This is a genomic window from Staphylococcus sp. aM (assembly GCF_052975125.1).
The window spans coordinates 57,125-74,961 of sequence record NZ_CP121447.1; the positions used below are offsets into that span (position 1 = coordinate 57,125).

Sequence of the window (17,837 nt, forward strand, 5' to 3'; positions counted from 1 at the left end):
TTTTAAGAAAGGAGTAGGGTGTCGTGTCGAGTAGTGAAATGACAATAGCAAAACGAAATACGATTGTAGTAGTGATGTTAATCAGTGCATTCGTAGCTATGTTAAATCAAACCATTTTAAATACTGCCTTACCAGCGATTATTTCCGGCTTAGGTATTCCTGAAACGACAGCACAATGGTTGATTACAGGATTTATGTTAGTTAACGGTGTTATGATTCCACTTACTGCATTTTTAATGGATAGATATTCTACACGAGGTTTATATATTTTCTCTATGGCTGCCTTTTTAATTGGATCTTTAGTTGCAGCACTTTCCCCAAACTTTAGTATTTTAATGGTGGCTCGTGTGATTCAAGCAATTGGTGCAGGTATTTTATTACCACTCATGCAATTTACAGTGTTCACCTTATTCCCAGTAGAAAAACGTGGATTTGCGATGGGACTAACAGGTATAGTCGCACAATCTGCACCTGCGATTGGACCAACGTTAACGGGCTTGCTCATTGATGCGTTTAGTTGGAGAATGCCGTTTTACGTCGTCGCAACGATTGCTATTATTGCCTTCGTGATTGGTTACTTCTTCGTTGAAAACCATAGTTCTCCAAAAGATACTGCTTTAGACAAGATTTCTGTTGTATATTCTACCTTTGGTTTCGGCCTCATTTTATTCGCGTTTAGTAGTATCAGTACGTTGGGTATCACGTCACCAGCTGTAATCATTACATTTATATTAGGTGTAATCGTGATTGCCATCTTTACATTCCGTCAGTTAAAAATTGACCATCCATTGTTAAATTTACGTGTCTTTAGAAGTAAGACATTTACCTTATCAGCAGTAGCATCTATGTTGCTATTTATTGGTATCGTTGGTCCTGCATTACTCATTCCTATGTATGTACAAACAGGTTTAGGACTATCAGCAGTATTATCAGGGCTTGTGATTTTACCAGGTGCTGTGTTTAATGCATTTATTTCTGTTTATACAGGTAAGGTATTTGACCGTTTCGGATTACGTGTCCTAGTGATACCTGGCTTCACACTGTTGATTATTATGACGATTCTTCATACATTTTTATCAACAGATACGCCATTTTGGTATGTAGTCGTTATTTATGCGATTCGTATGTTCTCAGTCGGTTTATTAATCATGCCATTGAATACTGCAGGACTGAATGCATTACAATCGGAAGAAATTTCTCATGGTACAGCAATTATGAATTCATTACGTATTATCGCTGGGGCAATGGGTACCGCAGTGAGTATTACGATTCTTTCCATTGTATCTAAAAATGATTTAGCAGGTAGTCATACCGGTCAGTCTAAAACTGAAATGATGCGTGCAGCTACTGTACATGGTGTAGATGCAGCATTTATATTTACAACCATCTTGATTGTGATTGCATTTATTCTATGTTTATTCATCAAAGATAAGACAAAAACTTCTAGAAAATAATAAAATTATAAAGGAGTATTTGACATGAGTGTATTTACAAAAGAGGACCATTTACAAATTTTAAAAGATATCGTAGAAATCAAAACAGTGAATGATAATGAAATAGAAGTAGCAAAATATTTAAAAGATTTATTAGAAAAGCATGATATCAAAGCAGATATCGATGAAATTAAAGGTCATGACAATCGTGCTAACCTAATTGCTTCCATTGGTGAAGGTCACCCAGTCGTGGCGATTTCAGGACATATGGACGTGGTATCAGAAGGCGATCCTAATAATTGGCAATTCCCACCATTTGAATTAACAGAACAAGATGGCTATTTATATGGTCGTGGTACATCAGATATGAAAGCAGGCTTAGCTGCACTAGTCATTGCAATGATTGAAATCTATCAAAGTGGTGCGTTAAAACAAGGTACTATCAAGTTAATGGCGACAGCTGGAGAAGAAATGCAACAACTAGGTTCAGAACAATTATATAAAGAAGGCTATATGGATGATGTGGATGCATTAGTCATTGCTGAACCATCCGAATCAGGTATTGTCTATGCGCATAAAGGTTCTATGGACTATCAAATTGTATCTCGCGGACAAGCAGCACACAGTTCTATGCCTGTGGTCGGACAAAATGCGATTAAGCCATTACTAGATTTTGTGCGAAATATTGATGAGGAATACGAATCCATTAGAAAAGAATTACAGTGTGAACAATTTGATTTCAAACATGTGATTGAGAGAATAAAAGGACGTGTGGGCGACAAAGTTGAGGAAGAAGAAATCGAGCGCGTCATTAATGGATTGGTTATTAACCATACAATTATTCAAGGTGGTAACCAAGTCAATTCTGTACCTGATATGGCAACAACAGACTATAACATTCGTACCGTTCCAGAGTTTAATAATGATCAGGTGAAAGCCTTATTTAAAAAGCATATTGAACAGATTAATAACGAAGGCGGTCAACTGGAAGAAGACATGTACCTAGACTTAGATCCAGTGCTTACAACAGGGGAAAATCGTTTAATCGCGCTAGGTCAACAAGTGGCAGCTCATATTTTCAAGAGGGATGTCGTTGCAACACCAACAGTTGGTGTGACTGACGCATCTAATTTACTACGTGATAAAGATGAACATTTCTCATTCTTAATGTTTGGTCCAGGTACCGTACCACATCAAGTCAATGAACATGTAAATAAAGAAACATATCATCAATTTGTTGATTATTATATTGAATTATTAACATCATATTTAAATGAAGTATAAATAAAGATGTATAGGAGTAGCTAGTGATTGCGTGATGCACGAATGATCAGAGGCTACTCCTTTTATATTATGATAATAAGAGTGGCGTAGAAAATAGGATGAGTAAGATGATATTTAAAACACCTAATAAACTGGTGACTAATTTTTGTTTACATTTTGAAAGTAAGGTTAATTGGATAATTATAGTAATGAAAATGAGAATAGCGCCTGGCCAATACCAGAAAGAGAATGTAGAATTGTTAAACAAGTTCGTGAAAAAGGTCGTATAAACGATAAAAAGATTCAATACTGTTAAAATAATTGAAGTGACATAGAGTAAGCGGGTGTTGATCATGATGTTTATCCTTTCTAATCATGTAGTTATATTTATATCATATTATATATAGTTAATACTCAAATTTCAAATCAATTTAATTATTAAATTATATAAAAGTCGCTACGGTTATAGGAAAACGGGATTTTTAAAAAGGGAGAGAGATGTATGAATGAACGTAATGAGGTTATCATCAAGTTGCTAGATAGAGCAAATATTAAACCAGGCATGCGCATATTAGATATCGGATGTGCGACTGGGGAAGTCACTCAATTAGTAGCTGAACGTGTTGGATCACAAGGTGAAGTGATTGGTATTGATATGAATCAAACACTGTTGGAAAAAGCAGTTGAAAATAATCAATATAATCATGTGTCTTATCAACAACATGATATTTATCAATTACCGGAAACATTAGGCCAATTCGATGTCATTATTGGTAGAAGGGTACTCATGTATTTACCAGATGTGGTACAAGCGTTACGTATATTAAAGGACTTTTTAAAACCAGAAGGTATATTCTGCTTTCGGGAAAGTGATGCTATCAATGGCCGTACGGGTGCAGATGAACTACCTCTACATCAAACAGCGATACAATGGATATGGCAAACTGTAGCACAAGAAGGTGGCGATATTCATATCGGCCAAAAGTTATACAATTTGTTGAACGAAATAGGTATGAAAGACATTGATTACTTTGCGGAAGCGGTTATTCATACATCCGACGACAATGATTTAGAATGGCTTGTAGGTATTATGCTACCTAGAATGAAGGCACATCATATTGTGGATGAGACCTTCTCAATAGAAACATTCAAAGAAGAATTAAAAGCAGAGGCACAACACAATCATAGTGCCTTCATAAGAGATATGGCATACGGAATTATAGGGAAAATAAAGTGATAAAGAAGGGAGAGGGACAGAAATAATAAAGAACCACTAATCATTGAATATGAAGTGGTTCTTACGCATTAGCCACAGCTAATGTGTACTTTAAAATAGGAATACATGAGTGAAACTCATGCATAAGAAATACTAATTTCTAAAGAAAAAGTATTTCTTTATCGTTGTCCCACCCCGGCAAGGTTGACTAGAAATGAAAAAGCTTGGTACATTAGACCGTCTTTGTAATTTATTACTTAGACGGTTTTATGCATGAACTTTAGTTCATGTATACCTCTAAAGCTTAATTTGAACACATGAGTCAATACGCATGTGTAAGTCATTCTAATTTCTATAAGAAAAAGAATGACTTTACAGTCAACTACGACCTAAATATGAATGTAACTTGAAATATATATTTATATCCTAGCTTCTCTTTTATATATGGAAGGTATAAATTTCCAATATTTTTGAAAGCGCTTTATAATAAGGAGACATGTAGAATATACATCATAATTATTCTAAATGAACCTTGAAAGTAGGTATTTTTATGACGAATAATAACATTCATTCACAATTATTAAATAAGGTTAAGAAGGGAACAAAATTGGTAGGTGTCAGTGTAGGATCTGGAATATCGGCAGTTAATGCTAGTAAAAATAATGCAGATTTAATTCTCTTTTTAAGCTCTGGTATTTTTCGAAACAGAGGAGTGAGTTCTTTAGGAGCATACTTAGCTGCATCAAACAGTAATGATTTGAATTTGTCTATATTTGATAGAGACATTGCTACTAAAAAAATAGATACTCCAATCATTTTTGGTTTAATGGCAACGGATCCTACTATTAATATAGAAAATTTTATTTCGTGTTTAAAGGATAGAGGTATATTTGGTATTAATAATTATCCAACGGTTGGTTTGATTGATGGTCAATTTAGAAATTATTTAGAAGAAAATAATTTAGGTTACGATCAAGAAGTTAGGGCAATTAGGATAGCCAAACAAAAGGGAATGTTTACTACTGCATTTGTTTTTAATGAAATTCAAACTAAACAAATGCTTGATGCGGGAGCTGATATCATATGTTTACATCTTGGGTTGTCAGTTGGAGGTGATTTGGGAACAAAACAAATTAAATCACTTCAATATACAAATCATTTGATTCAACAAATATTTCACTCATTTAATGAAGGTATTCTCCAAGAAAAAATGATTATGCTATATGGCGGACCTATTAAAACTCAACAAGATTTTCAATATTTATGTGATCAGAATGAATTTATTAATGGTTATATTGGAGGTTCATTATTTGAACGTATTCCTACTGAAGAAGGCTTAAAAGTAGCAATTGATAACTTTAAATATTCAAGTGACGAACATATGATTTCGTTTATGAATAAGAAGGATAAAAGTCCTGAAGAGTATATTGATTTTGTGCAAGCATACATTCATCAACATTATTATGAATATATTTCTTTAAATGAACTTGCTGACATTTTATATATATCACGCCCTTATTTGAGTAAATTATTTAAACAAGTCATAGGTAAATCATTTAAAGAATATTTAGTGATGTACCGCTTAGCCAGAGCTGAACATATGTTGCTTAATACAAATCAGTCGGTTAAAGAAATTGCAGATTCGGTTGGTTACAATGATTATGCACATTTTAGTAAACTATTTAAGCAAAAATATGGATTGTCACCTACTCATTACAAAACAACAAATTGAGAATACTTAAACACATGTTTATCAATTAATGAAAGCGCTACAATATCCTTGATAGTTCATTTAAAAGGGGGTTGTAGTATAAATGAAAACAGTCGCAATTATTGGTACATTTGATACAAAAGCAAAAGAATTTAGCTATGTTAAGGATGAAATTGAAAGACTCGGTTTTAACACACTAATGATTCATACAGGCGTGTATGATTCGTTAATTTCAGTAGATATTACAAATCAACAGGTTTTAGATGAAGTAGATGTAGACATAACGGAATTAATCAGAAAGTCGGATAGAGCGTATGCTACGGATATGTTAGCCAAAGGTATGCAATCACTATTATTAAAATTATTCGAAGCACAGAAGTTTGATGGTGTAATATCATTGGGAGGATCTAGTGGAACTGCTATAGCAACTGCTGGTATGAAAGAATTACCTATAGGAATACCTAAAGTAATGGTATCTACTATGACTTCTGGCGACATCTCCCAATACGTAGGTACTTCAGATATATTTATGATGCCGTCCATAGTAGACATAGCAGGTTTAAATAAAATTTCAAAACAAATTTTCATGAATGCTATCAATGCTCTGGGAGGGATGTTGTCTGATTATGAACTTGATTTCAACGAAGACAAACCATTGATTGCAGCAAGTATGTTTGGTGTAACTACACCTGTTGTGACTCAGGCAACGGAAATACTAGAACAGCACGGTTATGAAGTTGTTATATTTCATGCAACAGGTACAGGTGGCAAAGCTATGGAGGATTTGATTCGAAGTGGTTACTTTGAAGGAGTGTTAGATTTAACAACAACAGAATGGGCAGACCAGTTATGTGGTGGTGTATTATCTGCAGGTGAATCACGCTTAGATGCTGCTATAGAAAATAATATACCTCAAGTAGTTTCATTAGGGGCGTTAGATATGGTGAATTTTGGTCCTAAAGAAACAGTTCCCGAACAATATAAAAATAGATTGTTATATCAACATAACCCTTCAGTGACACTAATGAGAACAACGGTAGAAGAAAATATAAAAATAGGACACAAAATAGCTGAAAAATTGAACAAGGCAGATACAAATACTGCTTTAGTAATACCAGTTAAGGGTATTTCTGCTATAGATAAAGATGGTGAAATATTTTATGATGAGAAAGCGACTCAAGCATTAATCAATACTATTAAAGAAAATCTGAACTCTAATATTACAATTCATGAACTAGATTATCACATTAATGATAAGACATTTTCAAATGAGGTTTCTAGAATATTAATCAATGCGATTGAGAAATGAGAGGGAGATACGTATGAATAGAAAACATATTAAAGAAAATTTTAATCAAAAAATTAAAGATAATAATATTATCTTAGGTGTAGGTGCAGGTACTGGTATTACTGCTAAGAGCAGTGAAGCGGGTGGAGCTGATTTATTAATTATATATAATTCAGGACGATACAGAATGGCAGGTCGTGGTTCATTAGCAGGGTTATTAGCTTATGGAGACGCTAACCAAATTGTACAAGAAATGGGTAATGAAGTATTACCAGTAGTTAATCACACACCTGTTCTTGCAGGAGTGAATGGCAGTGATCCTTTCAGAGTTATGGATGTTTTTCTTAAAGATTTAAAAGCACAAGGTTTTGCAGGCGTACAAAATTTCCCAACTGTTGGTCTGATTGATGGTACTTTTAGACAAAATTTAGAAGAAACAGGTATGGGATATGATACAGAAGTAGAAATGATACGTAAAGCACACGAATTAGATATGTTTACAGCACCATATGTTTTTGATGAAGAGCAAGCTAAAGATATGGCTAATGCAGGTGCGGATATGTTAGTAGCACATATGGGATTAACTACTAAAGGTAGTATTGGTGCTAAAACAGCATTGACACTAGATGATTGTGTAGAACGCATACAAAAAATTGTTGAAGCCGGAAAATCAGTAAATGAAAATGTATTAGTTATTTGTCATGGCGGACCAATTGCAGAACCAGATGACGCTGAATATATTATTTCTAAAGTAGATGGAATTGTAGGATTCTTTGGTGCTTCAAGTATTGAGAGATTTGCAGCAGAAAATGGAATTAAAAAACAAACAGAAGCATTTAAAAAGATTGTTAAATAAATCGAATATAATTTTAGAAGTGCTATAAATGTGTATTAACAGTTATAAAGAAGCTAGGACAACTTGCCATTGTCCTAGCTTCTCTTTTATATATGGAAGGTATAATATTAAACTAGCTCAAAGACGTTTATGATACGTTGGCTTTAGTGACATATCCGTTTTCAATTGCAAACGCAATATGACCTTTACCTACTTGATAACTATAAATGCCATCGCCTTTCTTTTTAGCAGGCCCTGTTAACGGATTTTGATAATCATAGTTATTACCATATTTTTGTTTTACTTGTTTTAAGCTAATTGAGTTTGGTTTTACTTTAATATCTACATTGCTTGCTTTGTGATTTTTATACTGTTGGAATGTTTGATCATAAATGACTTTAGAGTTAGTAGGTGCTTGATATTTACCGCTAACTTTAACACCATTGAACTCTAAATTATCCGCTTTTAAACCATTATAGAATGATTGGCTTAATAGAAAGTTACCTCCTGAAGAAGTGTAACCGTTATATTTATACCAATACTGTGATGACGCTGCGTGTGCTTGGTGAGATGATACATTATCTGTAGAAACGCTTACTCCTAGTGCTGTGCCTAATACAATGCTTCCCGCAACAAAAGTTTTAGTTAATTTCTTCATAAAGCATCACTCCTGTGTATTTTTTGGTAGTGAAAACGCTACCAACTTTAAATTACAACAAATTTATAAAAGATTCAAATTTAAAGTATAAAATGATTGTCGATTTTAGCGTAGGAATTATTAATTTAAAAAATACATTTTTGCATATACGGTATAAATATAAATAATTTCTGTTTGTTGGCCATATTTTTACAAAAATATAGTATAATCGCCTTGTATAAAGAAGTATTAATAATATATATTTTAGAATTTTAAAAAACATTAAACAAAGGGGATTTATCATTGAAGAAATTTTTATTTTTAAGTGGAACAGCATTATTACTTTTGTCAGCTTGTAACAATGGCGATTCATCTAGTGATTCAAAAGGAGCATCGAAAGTAGAAGATACACAAAAGAGTGAAGACAGTAAAAAACAGAACAATTCTAAGTCATCATCAAGTAAAGAAAGTTCAAACCAATCAAGCAAGTCTAAACAATCATCTACTAATGATATTTCGAATCTATCTGAAAAAGAAAAGTTGGCGTTAGTATTTTTAGCAAATGAATCTGGTGAGTATGCCATAACTAAAAATGATATTTTAACAGGAAGATACACGACACAAACGTCGGATGGTAAAAAAACAGAAGAATTAAAACATTTTGCTATATCTCGAGATATGGAATCTATTCCCAATGCGCCTGAAGGTATGAAATTTTATGTTGTTTCACCTTCAATTGGTCAATTCTCGTCTGTTATCGGTGTAAGTGATGAAAAAATTTATTTAGGAGGAACTCAAAGTCAAATTCCTTCATATAAAGATGCCTTAAAAACTGGTGAAGAACACGATACGAAAGAAGTCTATGATAAATATAAAGACTCTAATGAGTTTAAGCAAATAGCTAATAAGATTAATATTTATGATAAAATGCCAACATTCTCTGACGACGAAACTGATGACGATTCAAGTTCAGACGACAATAGTTCATCTGATAGTAGTTCAGATTCTGAAGAAGTGACACGTGATAATGTCATCGACAAAGTAGAATCTTACGAAGGTGAAAAGTTAGATACAGATACGTATACATTTAAAGAACCTGAAAAAACAAGTGACGGTAAATGGGGATTCTCATATGATGATAAAGACGGTAATTTAGCCGGCTCATATACTGTTGATACAGATGATGGTTATGTGACTAAATATGACGAAAACGGGGACAAAATTGGTTCAGGATATTAGGACTTGAATTAAATTAGAAAAGTCCGCTAAATATGTAAAACTATATGTATGTCTTGATTGTTAACTAGATATAAAAATAACTCCCAGCCACGATAATAATCGCATGGTTGGGAGTTGTTTTTGTATTATGAGTGTTTAGTATGTTTTTGCCAAGGCATTGGTATGTGTAAGTGCATTAAATCGAATTTTTTAATAAGTGTACCAATAATAAAGGCGAGTACTAGACTTGTGATAGCTACGGCGATGATTGTAATCGCTGATGAAACTGGGTTGTTAAAGCCAAATAAGACAATCGCACCTGCAATAGGTGTTGCCATACCTGTGACACCAATTTTAAGTCCACTAAATGCAATAATACAAGCATTGACCATACCGATAAGAGCATTCGTACCATATAAAACGGGCGCATATCTAACGATTAAATCAATTTGTGTTAAAGGCTCGATAAAGACTGCAAATCGATTTGGTTTCTCCCCAATTTTCAAAATGTTGAATAATGTGAAGTTTACAAATGACGCACCTGTACAAGTAATAGCACCAATGGCCATTGGGAGTCCTGTAAGGCCTAAGATACTTGCGAGAACCATTGAACTTAATGGCGTCATACTTGTAACTGGAATAATTAAGCCTAAGATGATCGCTAGAGCATATGGACTACTGTCGCCAACTGAGTTCACGGCACCTGCAATTTGATTTAATACGGCTGTAACACCTGGATTAATCAGTGATGCAAGTCCATATACTAATGCCGGTGCAATGAGTATCACTGCGATTAAATCTAAACCTTCAGGCACTTTCTTCTGAATCAATTTAATAATAAATGCAACTATATATGAAGCGATAAATGCTGGTAATAAACTGAAATCCTTTAATACAAGACCGACGATAATAGCGAAGACAGGTGATACACCTAAATTGATGCATGCGAGTATACCTACCGCAATACCACCTAGACTACCCGCAAGGTCCCCGATGTCTTGTAAGAATTTAATATGTAAGATACCACCAATTGCATAACTTAAGAATGCTTGAGGTAGGAATGTAGCACAAGCAGCACCAGATAACGCTTGTAAGCCTTCCTTACCGTATGGTGCGAATTTAAGGAACAATGTCATAATGACCAACACAATAACGAGTGTTCCGACGCCTAATATAATATTCATGTCATTAAACCCCTTTAGTAGAAATAAGAATTGTTCTATAAAAAATCATTTGACAATTGTAACATAATGTTCAAAAAATTAAATCGCCCACAAAACATTGTTAATCAATATTTAATTTTTTTGAAAATTCAAATGAAATGGTTGTTCCCTTCCTTTAGAGTTGTATTGAGAGAATAGAAATGAAACAATATACTTCAATATTCAAAATAATATTTTTAACAATATAGACAAAAAAGATGGCAATTTACATGAATAAAATGATGATTTGGGGTATATAATAAACACGTAAAGAGGGGGAGATTGTCATGAAATTTTTTAAATTAGATTATCAACATCATAAAGATATTGTTGATGATAATGTGTTAACAATGTTTGTTCTTGCGAAAGACAAAGATGAAGTAGAAGCATTCGCAAAGAAATTAGGGTATGCGGTAGAAAATATTAAGAAATTAACTGAAAAAGAATTCGAACATGAAAAAGAAGTGACAGAACATTATAGATTAGAGCATGCAGATCAATATTTATAATGTTGTAATACGACAAATGAGGCATTAAAACGGGGAGCTGTGGATCATTCATCTACAGCTTTTTGAATATAAAAAAAGGTTCGATGTTGAATAAGACGAATTCATTAAAAGGGTGTGTGATATCATGTATATTGGAAAGCATTCACAAATCAATGATTATGAAGAAATTAAACAATTTATACAGCATAATAATTTTGCGACAATTGTAACGAGTAACGACGTAAAACCCATCGCGTCACATATTCCAGTGATGATTTCAGAACAAGATGATCAATTAGTGATTACAGGACATTTAGCAAAACAAAATGAATTGGTACAAACGATAGAACATAACGCACAGGTATTAGTGATTTTCCAAGGACCAGACGCCTATATATCCTCTACATGGTATGAAACAGAAGACGTACCGTCATGGGATTATCAAAGTATACATGTATATGGTGAAGGGCGATTATTGAATCATGATGAACTAGTATCTGATTTGAAGCAATTATTGAATCACTATGAAGGCCATAAAGATGATGGTGCAACTTGGGATCATTTATCAGAAGATACTAAGAAACAAATACATGGGATTGTCGGATTTCAAGTTAAAGTAAATGATATAGAAGCCGCATACAAACTTAGTCAAAATAGAAGTAAGCAGGAAAAAGTGAATATTGTTAAGCAATTAAAGGCGTCGGTCAATCAAAAGGAAAGTAAAATTGCTAAAGAAATAGAGAAGTATTAAGCCGTTTTTTTATAAAAAACATGAATAATATGAACTTGAGAGGATTAGATAGCAATGAGAGAAATAGAAAAATTAGATAAAGGTATGCCATATCATTTTGATGATAAAGAAGTGGCGGAACGTAAAGCTAGAGCAGCGCAATTATGCCAAGAATTTAATGCCATTCCTGCTACAGAACCGGCACAACAAGAAAGTAAAATCCGCCAAATATTAGGTTCTGCTGGTGAAAACATTTCATTCCAAGCGACATTCAATTGTGATAACGGGAAAAATATACATGTCGGACATGACGTATTAACAAACTATAACCTTACCATTCTAGATATAGCACCAGTGAACATTGGAAATCATGTGATGATAGGTCCTAATGTTGATATATATACAGTTAACCATCCATTAAGCGCAAAAGGAAGACGAGAATATTTAGCTCAAGCAAGTCCTGTAAATATAGGCGACGATGTTTGGATAGGTGGCAAAGTCACGATTACTCCTGGAGTGTCTATTGGAAATAATGTAGTGATCGCTTCAGGTGCCGTAGTCACAAAGGATATACCAGATAATACCCTTGCAGCAGGTGTACCGGCTAAAGTTATTAAAGAATTAGAAGAATAATAGTTTGATAACTGATTAGTAACACAAAGATGAGTGTAAATTTTTATTAAATAATACTAAAGTGCTATGCAGATGGTGTATAGTACTTTAGTATTATTTAATGTGTTATTTTACAATTTATAAAGTAATAATGATGTATTATTGTCTAATTTTTTAAAATTTTCTTGTTATTTACATTTTTCCTTTACAAAATATCATGTATAATGAATAAAAAATAACTAGGAGAATAAACAGACATGATGAAAAACAAATTGACTTTAAAAGAGAACATTTTTATCGGATCAATGCTATTTGGTTTATTCTTTGGTGCTGGGAATATCATCTTCCCAATTCATCTTGGACAAACAGCAGGGTCAAACGTATTTATTGCCAATTTAGGCTTTTTAATTACTGCTATTGGATTACCGTTTTTAGGTATTATTGCTATCGGTATGTCTAAAACAAACGGTATTTTTGAAATTACATCAAGAGTCAGTAAAACGTATGCATACATATTTACGATTGGATTATATCTAGTCATTGGACCATTCTTTGCGTTACCTAGGTTAGCGACAACATCTTTTGAAATTGCATTTTCACCATTCATTTCACCTGATGTTGCGAAGATTTACTTACCCATCTTTAGTATTATCTTCTTCTTATTAGCGTGGTTCTTTGCGAGAAAGCCGTCTAAAATTTTAGATTACATAGGTAAATTTTTAAATCCAGTCTTTTTAGTTTTATTAGGTATTGTCGTAGTCTTAGCGTTCATTCATCCATTAGGTGGGTTAACGAATGCGCCTGTGAGTGCTGATTATGATAAGAGTCCATTACTTAAAGGATTCATTGATGGTTATAACACGTTAGATGCGTTGGCATCATTAGCCTTTGGTATTATTATTGTATCTACGATTAAAAAGTTAGGTATCACAAATCCTAACAGTATCGCCAAAGAAACATTTAAATCAGGAACAATCAGTATTGTTTTAATGGGGATTATCTATAGTTTACTTGCGTTTATGGGTACGATGAGTATCGGTAAATTTAAAGTGAGTGAAAATGGTGGTATTGCATTAGCTCAAATTGCGAGACACTATCTTGGGGATTACGGAATTATCGTATTATCTCTGATCGTTATTGTCGCATGTTTAAAAACAGCGATTGGTTTAATCACTGCGTTCTCTGAAACATTTACAGAGTTATTCCCGAAACGTAGTTACTTAATGTTTGCGACAGTGGTCAGTATCTTAGCATGTATTTTTGCTAATGTTGGTTTAACTAAAATCATTATGTATTCAACGCCAGTATTGATGTTCATTTATCCATTGGCCATTACAATTATTTTATTAACTTTAGTAAGTCCATTATTCAATCATTCGAAAATTGTATATCGATTTACGATTTTCTTCACAATGATTGCGTCATTTATTGATGGTGTTAAGGCTAGTCCAGAGCCATTTTTGAAAACATCATTCGCTAAATTTATCATTTCATTAGGTGAAAAATACCTACCATTCTTTGATATTGGTATGGGTTGGATTCTACCGGCATTAATTGGATTTATCATTGGATTAATTGTTTATAAAATCCGTTCTAACAAGTCAACGACGACAGAATAATTAACTATATAGCGTCTATCTTACATTTGAGATAGACGCTATTTTTTTAAAACTATGACGGAGCTGAAAGCATATGACTTAAATAAATATTTATTTGCACTTAACAATGAGTTAATAATCATTAATTACGCTTAATCTAAAATAAAATAAGGGATGATTAATATGGAAATTGTGAAGTCAAAGCAAGATTTGTATCGAATCATTGATGATGCGGACAAGCAACATACATCTAATATGTTGTTATTGATGATATTAGGAACGATATTTTTAGATGCGTATGATATTACCATTTTAGGAACAATGACAGACCAAATCACGAAAGAATTCAATTTATCACCAACCATGTTGTCATTCGTGATGACATCATTGCCTGTAGGGGCATTGATTGGTGCAATTTTTGGAGGATCGCTCGCGCATCGATTTGGCAGAAAGCGTATCCTTTCAATTTCATTATTAATATTAATTGTAACGTCTTTAGGTGCAGCACTTTCGCCTAATCTTATGATTCTATTAATATGTAGATTTCTGATGGGGATTGCGATAGGGATGGACAGTCCAGTTGCGTTTACATTTATTGCAGAAATTAGTAATAAAGTACAAAGAGGTCGTAATGTTAACTACTGGCAAGTCGTATGGTACATAGCGATTGTGACATCGTCGTTAGTGGTCATTGCATTTTTCTTAATGGGAGCAGGAGAAACATTGTGGCGTATGGCCGTTGGATTTGGGGCTTGTATTGCTTTAGTGTTATACATCATGCGATTAAAGTATTTACAAGAAAGTCCAACTTGGATTATTAATCATTTTTCACTCGAAAAGGCGACAAACTATATTCAGAAACATTACGATGTCCAGTTGAAGCTAGAAGAAAGACAAGAAGAATATCAGGCCAATCATTATGAACATCAACAATCTTACAAAGCACTGCTTAAAAAGCCATATTTAAAAAGGTTAACTTTAGCAACAGCGATATCAACATTGCAAGGTATGCAGTACTACGCAGTGGGATTATATATTCCAATTATAGCGAAGTACATGATAAGTGAGGATAAGCTAGGGGTCTTATTTGGTACAGCAATTGTCAATATTGCAGGTATCATCGGTGCGTACTTAGGTGCACAGTATACATATCGATTGGGTACGAGAAAACTTACAATGATAGGTTTCGGCATTGTCTTGTTTGTTATGGTTGTAACAGGACTATTTTACAATAATTTACCAATGGTAATGAATGCATGTTTAATTGCATTGTTCTTATTCGGTCATTCAGGTGGACCAGGAACGCAAGGTAAGACGATTGGTGCATTATCATTTCCAACACATTTACGTTCACAAGCGACAGGTATTGTGGAGTCAGTGAGTCGAACTGGTAGTATTATTGGAACGTTCGTATTCCCAATTATCTTAGCAGCAGTTGGATTAAACCAAACGATGTTATGGATTGGTCTTGTACCACTGATTGGTCTCATAATTACATTTGTATTGAAATGGGAACCGGTCGGTAAAAATGTTGAAAATGAATAATATAAATATAGGGTGGAAAGTGAATCTATAATAATGACATAATTGTATCAACCCGCTATAAAGTTTGCTATGACAGGTTTATGCAACTGAAGGTAAGTGTCCCGTTTGTCTGAAGTAAGACAAACGGACGTCTTATTTTTAGAATGTTCCTGCGTAACTCCCCTCCCCTACTTCCACTTGAACATTCAGCTTATATCGTTTATTTATCGTAATAATTTCAATTGATAAAAATATACACATTTTAATATATTTTGTAACTTTAATTGTGTTAATATTTAGATAACTTAATAATCAGTCATAATTAACTTTCATATGTAAGGGGGAAGGGCATATGCCTAAAAAGTTATTTAGTATTGATTTAAACAAGAAGATGGATCAGCAAGCACATCCAGGACACAATCGATGGCATCCAGATATTCCAGCAGCATTTTCAGTAGACCCAGGGGAATCCTTTAGAATGGAATGCTTAGATTGGACAGATGGACAAGTTGCCAATAATGATGATCCGAGTGATATTAAACACGTGAACTTAAATCGTGTACATGTTTTAAGTGGTCCAGTACACGTAAACAACGTACAACCAGGTGATTTACTTGTAGTAGATATCTTAGATATTGGTGTTTTTGATGAACATCAATGGGGGTTCAATGGTATTTTCGATAAAACTAATGGTGGTAGCTTCTTAGTTGATCATTATCCAAATGCACAGAAATCAATTTGGGACTTTAATGGTATTTATGCAACGAGTAGACATGTTCCAGGAGTTGAATTTGTAGGGCAGATTCATCCAGGATTGATTGGTGTGGCACCTACTCAAGAGATGCTAGATGAATGGAATCGTCGCGAGAAAGAATTAGTGGATACGGATCCAAATCGTGAACCAGTCTTAGCTAACTTACCTGATACGGATGCAGTGGTGGCTGGTACCTTAACTGGTAAAGACTTTGATAGAGTAGCGAGAGAAGGTGCGCGTACTGTGCCACCTCGTGAAAATGGTGGAAACTGTGATATTAAAAACCTATCAAAAGGTTCTCGTATCTATTTCCCAGTATTTGTTGAAGGTGCAAAACTTTCAGTTGGAGATTTACATTTCTCTCAAGGGGATGGAGAAATTACCTTCTGTGGTGGTATTGAAATGCCAGGATGGATTGATTTAAGAGTCAACGTTATTAAAAATGGTATGGAAAAATATCATATTAAAAAGAATCCTGCCTTTAAACCAGGACCAGTAATGCCGAATTATACAGATTATATTGTGTTTGAAGGTATTTCTGTAAATGAATTTAGTGGTAAACAAACATATCTAGATGCCAATACAGCGTATCGAAATGCGGTATTAAATGCGATTGAATTCCTAAAAACACGTGGATTTACAGGTGAACAAGCTTATATGTTATTAGGTACTGCACCGGTACAAGGTACAGTCGCAGGTATAGTGGACGTGCCTAATGCATGTTGTACGATTGCGATTCCAAGAGAAATTTTCAAAGATGACATCGTACCGAATTTGGAGCCTGATCAATAATGCTTCAATATACTTATGAATGTAAAGAATGTGGCGAATTTACCTTACGCCAATCTATGAAGGAACAACATGATATGGCAGAATGTCCACAATGTCATCATGATGCTAAGCGCGTATTCTCAACATTCCAAACCTATAAAATGGATGGAAAACTAAAACAAAGAATTGAACGAGGGCAAACACCTCGCATCATGTCCAAAGATCAATTACCGAAAATGACACCTAGACCAACCAAACAAAGCAGGCCATGGATGGCAGATCATTAAATTTGATTCAAAAACAACCTCTACGACCTAGATCAGTCGTGGAGGTTGTTTGCATTGAAAGACGTCAATATACCATTAATAAAAACTTGGTTTATCGAAATTAGTATTTGGTTCGTTAACGCCAATACTTTCTCTAGAATAAAGCTCAGGTTGGTTTACTATGTCAGTTACTAGTTGTGCCACAGCTTGTCTTGTAACTTGAGCACCAGTAAAAGGTTCGTTTATCAAACGTTTAAATATGAGTTATATTGGTAGTTTAAAATGGATAGT

General features: G+C 33.9%; 17 protein-coding genes. 14 read left to right on the top strand and 3 right to left on the bottom strand.

Annotation, left to right across the window (positions count from 1 at the left end; all coding sequences use genetic code 11):
• Window positions 1–23: 23 nt before the first annotated feature.
• The 6 genes from P7F85_RS00230 to P7F85_RS00255 all read left to right on the top strand — a co-directional run bounded on the left by P7F85_RS00230 (window position 24) and on the right by P7F85_RS00255 (window position 7,767).
• Window positions 24–1,454, top strand: a complete 1,431-nt coding sequence (locus P7F85_RS00230) for an MDR family MFS transporter (RefSeq protein WP_002466385.1) — start codon at window positions 24–26, stop codon at window positions 1,452–1,454.
• A 24-nt stretch (window positions 1,455–1,478) separates the two neighbouring features.
• Window positions 1,479–2,717: an ArgE/DapE family deacylase gene (locus P7F85_RS00235; RefSeq protein ID WP_015364565.1), complete on the top strand. Its 1,239-nt coding sequence runs from the start codon at window positions 1,479–1,481 to the stop codon at window positions 2,715–2,717.
• A 481-nt stretch (window positions 2,718–3,198) separates the two neighbouring features.
• Window positions 3,199–3,933 carry a class I SAM-dependent methyltransferase gene (locus tag P7F85_RS00240; protein WP_002466405.1) on the top strand — a complete coding sequence of 245 codons (735 nt, stop codon included), beginning with the start codon at window positions 3,199–3,201 and terminating at the stop codon, window positions 3,931–3,933.
• A gap of 529 nt (window positions 3,934–4,462) precedes the next feature.
• Window positions 4,463–5,644, top strand: coding sequence for a phosphoenolpyruvate hydrolase family protein (locus P7F85_RS00245; protein WP_015364567.1), 1,182 nt, complete (start codon window positions 4,463–4,465; stop codon window positions 5,642–5,644).
• An 82-nt stretch (window positions 5,645–5,726) separates the two neighbouring features.
• Window positions 5,727–6,932, top strand: a complete 1,206-nt coding sequence (locus P7F85_RS00250; protein WP_002466870.1) for a Tm-1-like ATP-binding domain-containing protein — start codon at window positions 5,727–5,729, stop codon at window positions 6,930–6,932.
• Between the two features lie 13 nt (window positions 6,933–6,945).
• A complete protein-coding gene (locus P7F85_RS00255; RefSeq protein WP_002466867.1) occupies window positions 6,946–7,767 on the top strand; it encodes a phosphoenolpyruvate hydrolase family protein in 822 nt (273 codons plus the stop codon).
• Between the two features lie 127 nt (window positions 7,768–7,894).
• On the opposite strand, the gene isaB is transcribed toward P7F85_RS00255, so the two are convergent.
• Complete coding sequence (isaB, locus tag P7F85_RS00260; RefSeq protein ID WP_046464464.1) at window positions 7,895–8,404, bottom strand: immunodominant staphylococcal antigen IsaB family protein; 510 nt, start codon at window positions 8,402–8,404, stop codon at window positions 7,895–7,897.
• Window positions 8,405–8,686: 282 nt separating this feature from the next.
• Here isaB and P7F85_RS00265 point away from each other — a divergent pair, with 282 nt between their 5' ends.
• On the top strand, window positions 8,687–9,622 hold the full coding sequence (locus tag P7F85_RS00265) for a hypothetical protein (protein ID WP_002467331.1): 936 nt from the start codon (window positions 8,687–8,689) through the stop codon (window positions 9,620–9,622).
• A gap of 125 nt (window positions 9,623–9,747) precedes the next feature.
• On the opposite strand, the gene P7F85_RS00270 is transcribed toward P7F85_RS00265, so the two are convergent.
• Window positions 9,748–10,785 carry a PTS sugar transporter subunit IIC gene (locus tag P7F85_RS00270; protein ID WP_002450215.1) on the bottom strand — a complete coding sequence of 346 codons (1,038 nt, stop codon included), beginning with the start codon at window positions 10,783–10,785 and terminating at the stop codon, window positions 9,748–9,750.
• Window positions 10,786–11,090: 305 nt separating this feature from the next.
• Between P7F85_RS00270 and P7F85_RS00275 the strand changes: the two genes are divergently transcribed.
• The 7 genes from P7F85_RS00275 to P7F85_RS00305 all read left to right on the top strand — a co-directional run bounded on the left by P7F85_RS00275 (window position 11,091) and on the right by P7F85_RS00305 (window position 17,567).
• Window positions 11,091–11,312, top strand: coding sequence for a hypothetical protein (locus tag P7F85_RS00275; RefSeq protein ID WP_002450216.1), 222 nt, complete (start codon window positions 11,091–11,093; stop codon window positions 11,310–11,312).
• A 124-nt stretch (window positions 11,313–11,436) separates the two neighbouring features.
• Window positions 11,437–12,042 (top strand): FMN-binding negative transcriptional regulator, encoded by a 606-nt coding sequence (locus tag P7F85_RS00280; protein ID WP_002467326.1) that lies wholly within the window; start codon window positions 11,437–11,439, stop codon window positions 12,040–12,042.
• 54 nt (window positions 12,043–12,096) lie between these two features.
• Entirely contained in the window at window positions 12,097–12,654 is a 558-nt protein-coding gene (locus tag P7F85_RS00285; RefSeq protein ID WP_002467320.1) for a sugar O-acetyltransferase, read from the top strand.
• A 236-nt stretch (window positions 12,655–12,890) separates the two neighbouring features.
• The gene (gene brnQ / locus P7F85_RS00290; RefSeq protein ID WP_002450219.1) at window positions 12,891–14,252 is read left to right on the top strand and encodes a branched-chain amino acid transport system II carrier protein; all 1,362 of its coding nucleotides are present in this window, start codon (window positions 12,891–12,893) and stop codon (window positions 14,250–14,252) included.
• 153 nt (window positions 14,253–14,405) lie between these two features.
• A complete protein-coding gene (locus tag P7F85_RS00295) occupies window positions 14,406–15,776 on the top strand; it encodes an MFS transporter (protein WP_372587429.1) in 1,371 nt (456 codons plus the stop codon).
• Between the two features lie 331 nt (window positions 15,777–16,107).
• Complete coding sequence (gene fmdA / locus P7F85_RS00300) at window positions 16,108–17,301, top strand: formamidase (RefSeq protein WP_015364571.1); 1,194 nt, start codon at window positions 16,108–16,110, stop codon at window positions 17,299–17,301.
• A complete protein-coding gene (locus P7F85_RS00305; protein WP_002467309.1) occupies window positions 17,301–17,567 on the top strand; it encodes an FmdB family zinc ribbon protein in 267 nt (88 codons plus the stop codon). Before fmdA ends, P7F85_RS00305 begins: the two co-directional genes overlap by 1 nt.
• 75 nt (window positions 17,568–17,642) lie before the next feature.
• On the opposite strand, the gene P7F85_RS00310 is transcribed toward P7F85_RS00305, so the two are convergent.
• Window positions 17,643–17,795 (bottom strand): hypothetical protein, encoded by a 153-nt coding sequence (locus P7F85_RS00310; RefSeq protein ID WP_002467323.1) that lies wholly within the window; start codon window positions 17,793–17,795, stop codon window positions 17,643–17,645.
• Window positions 17,796–17,837: the final 42 nt, after the last annotated feature.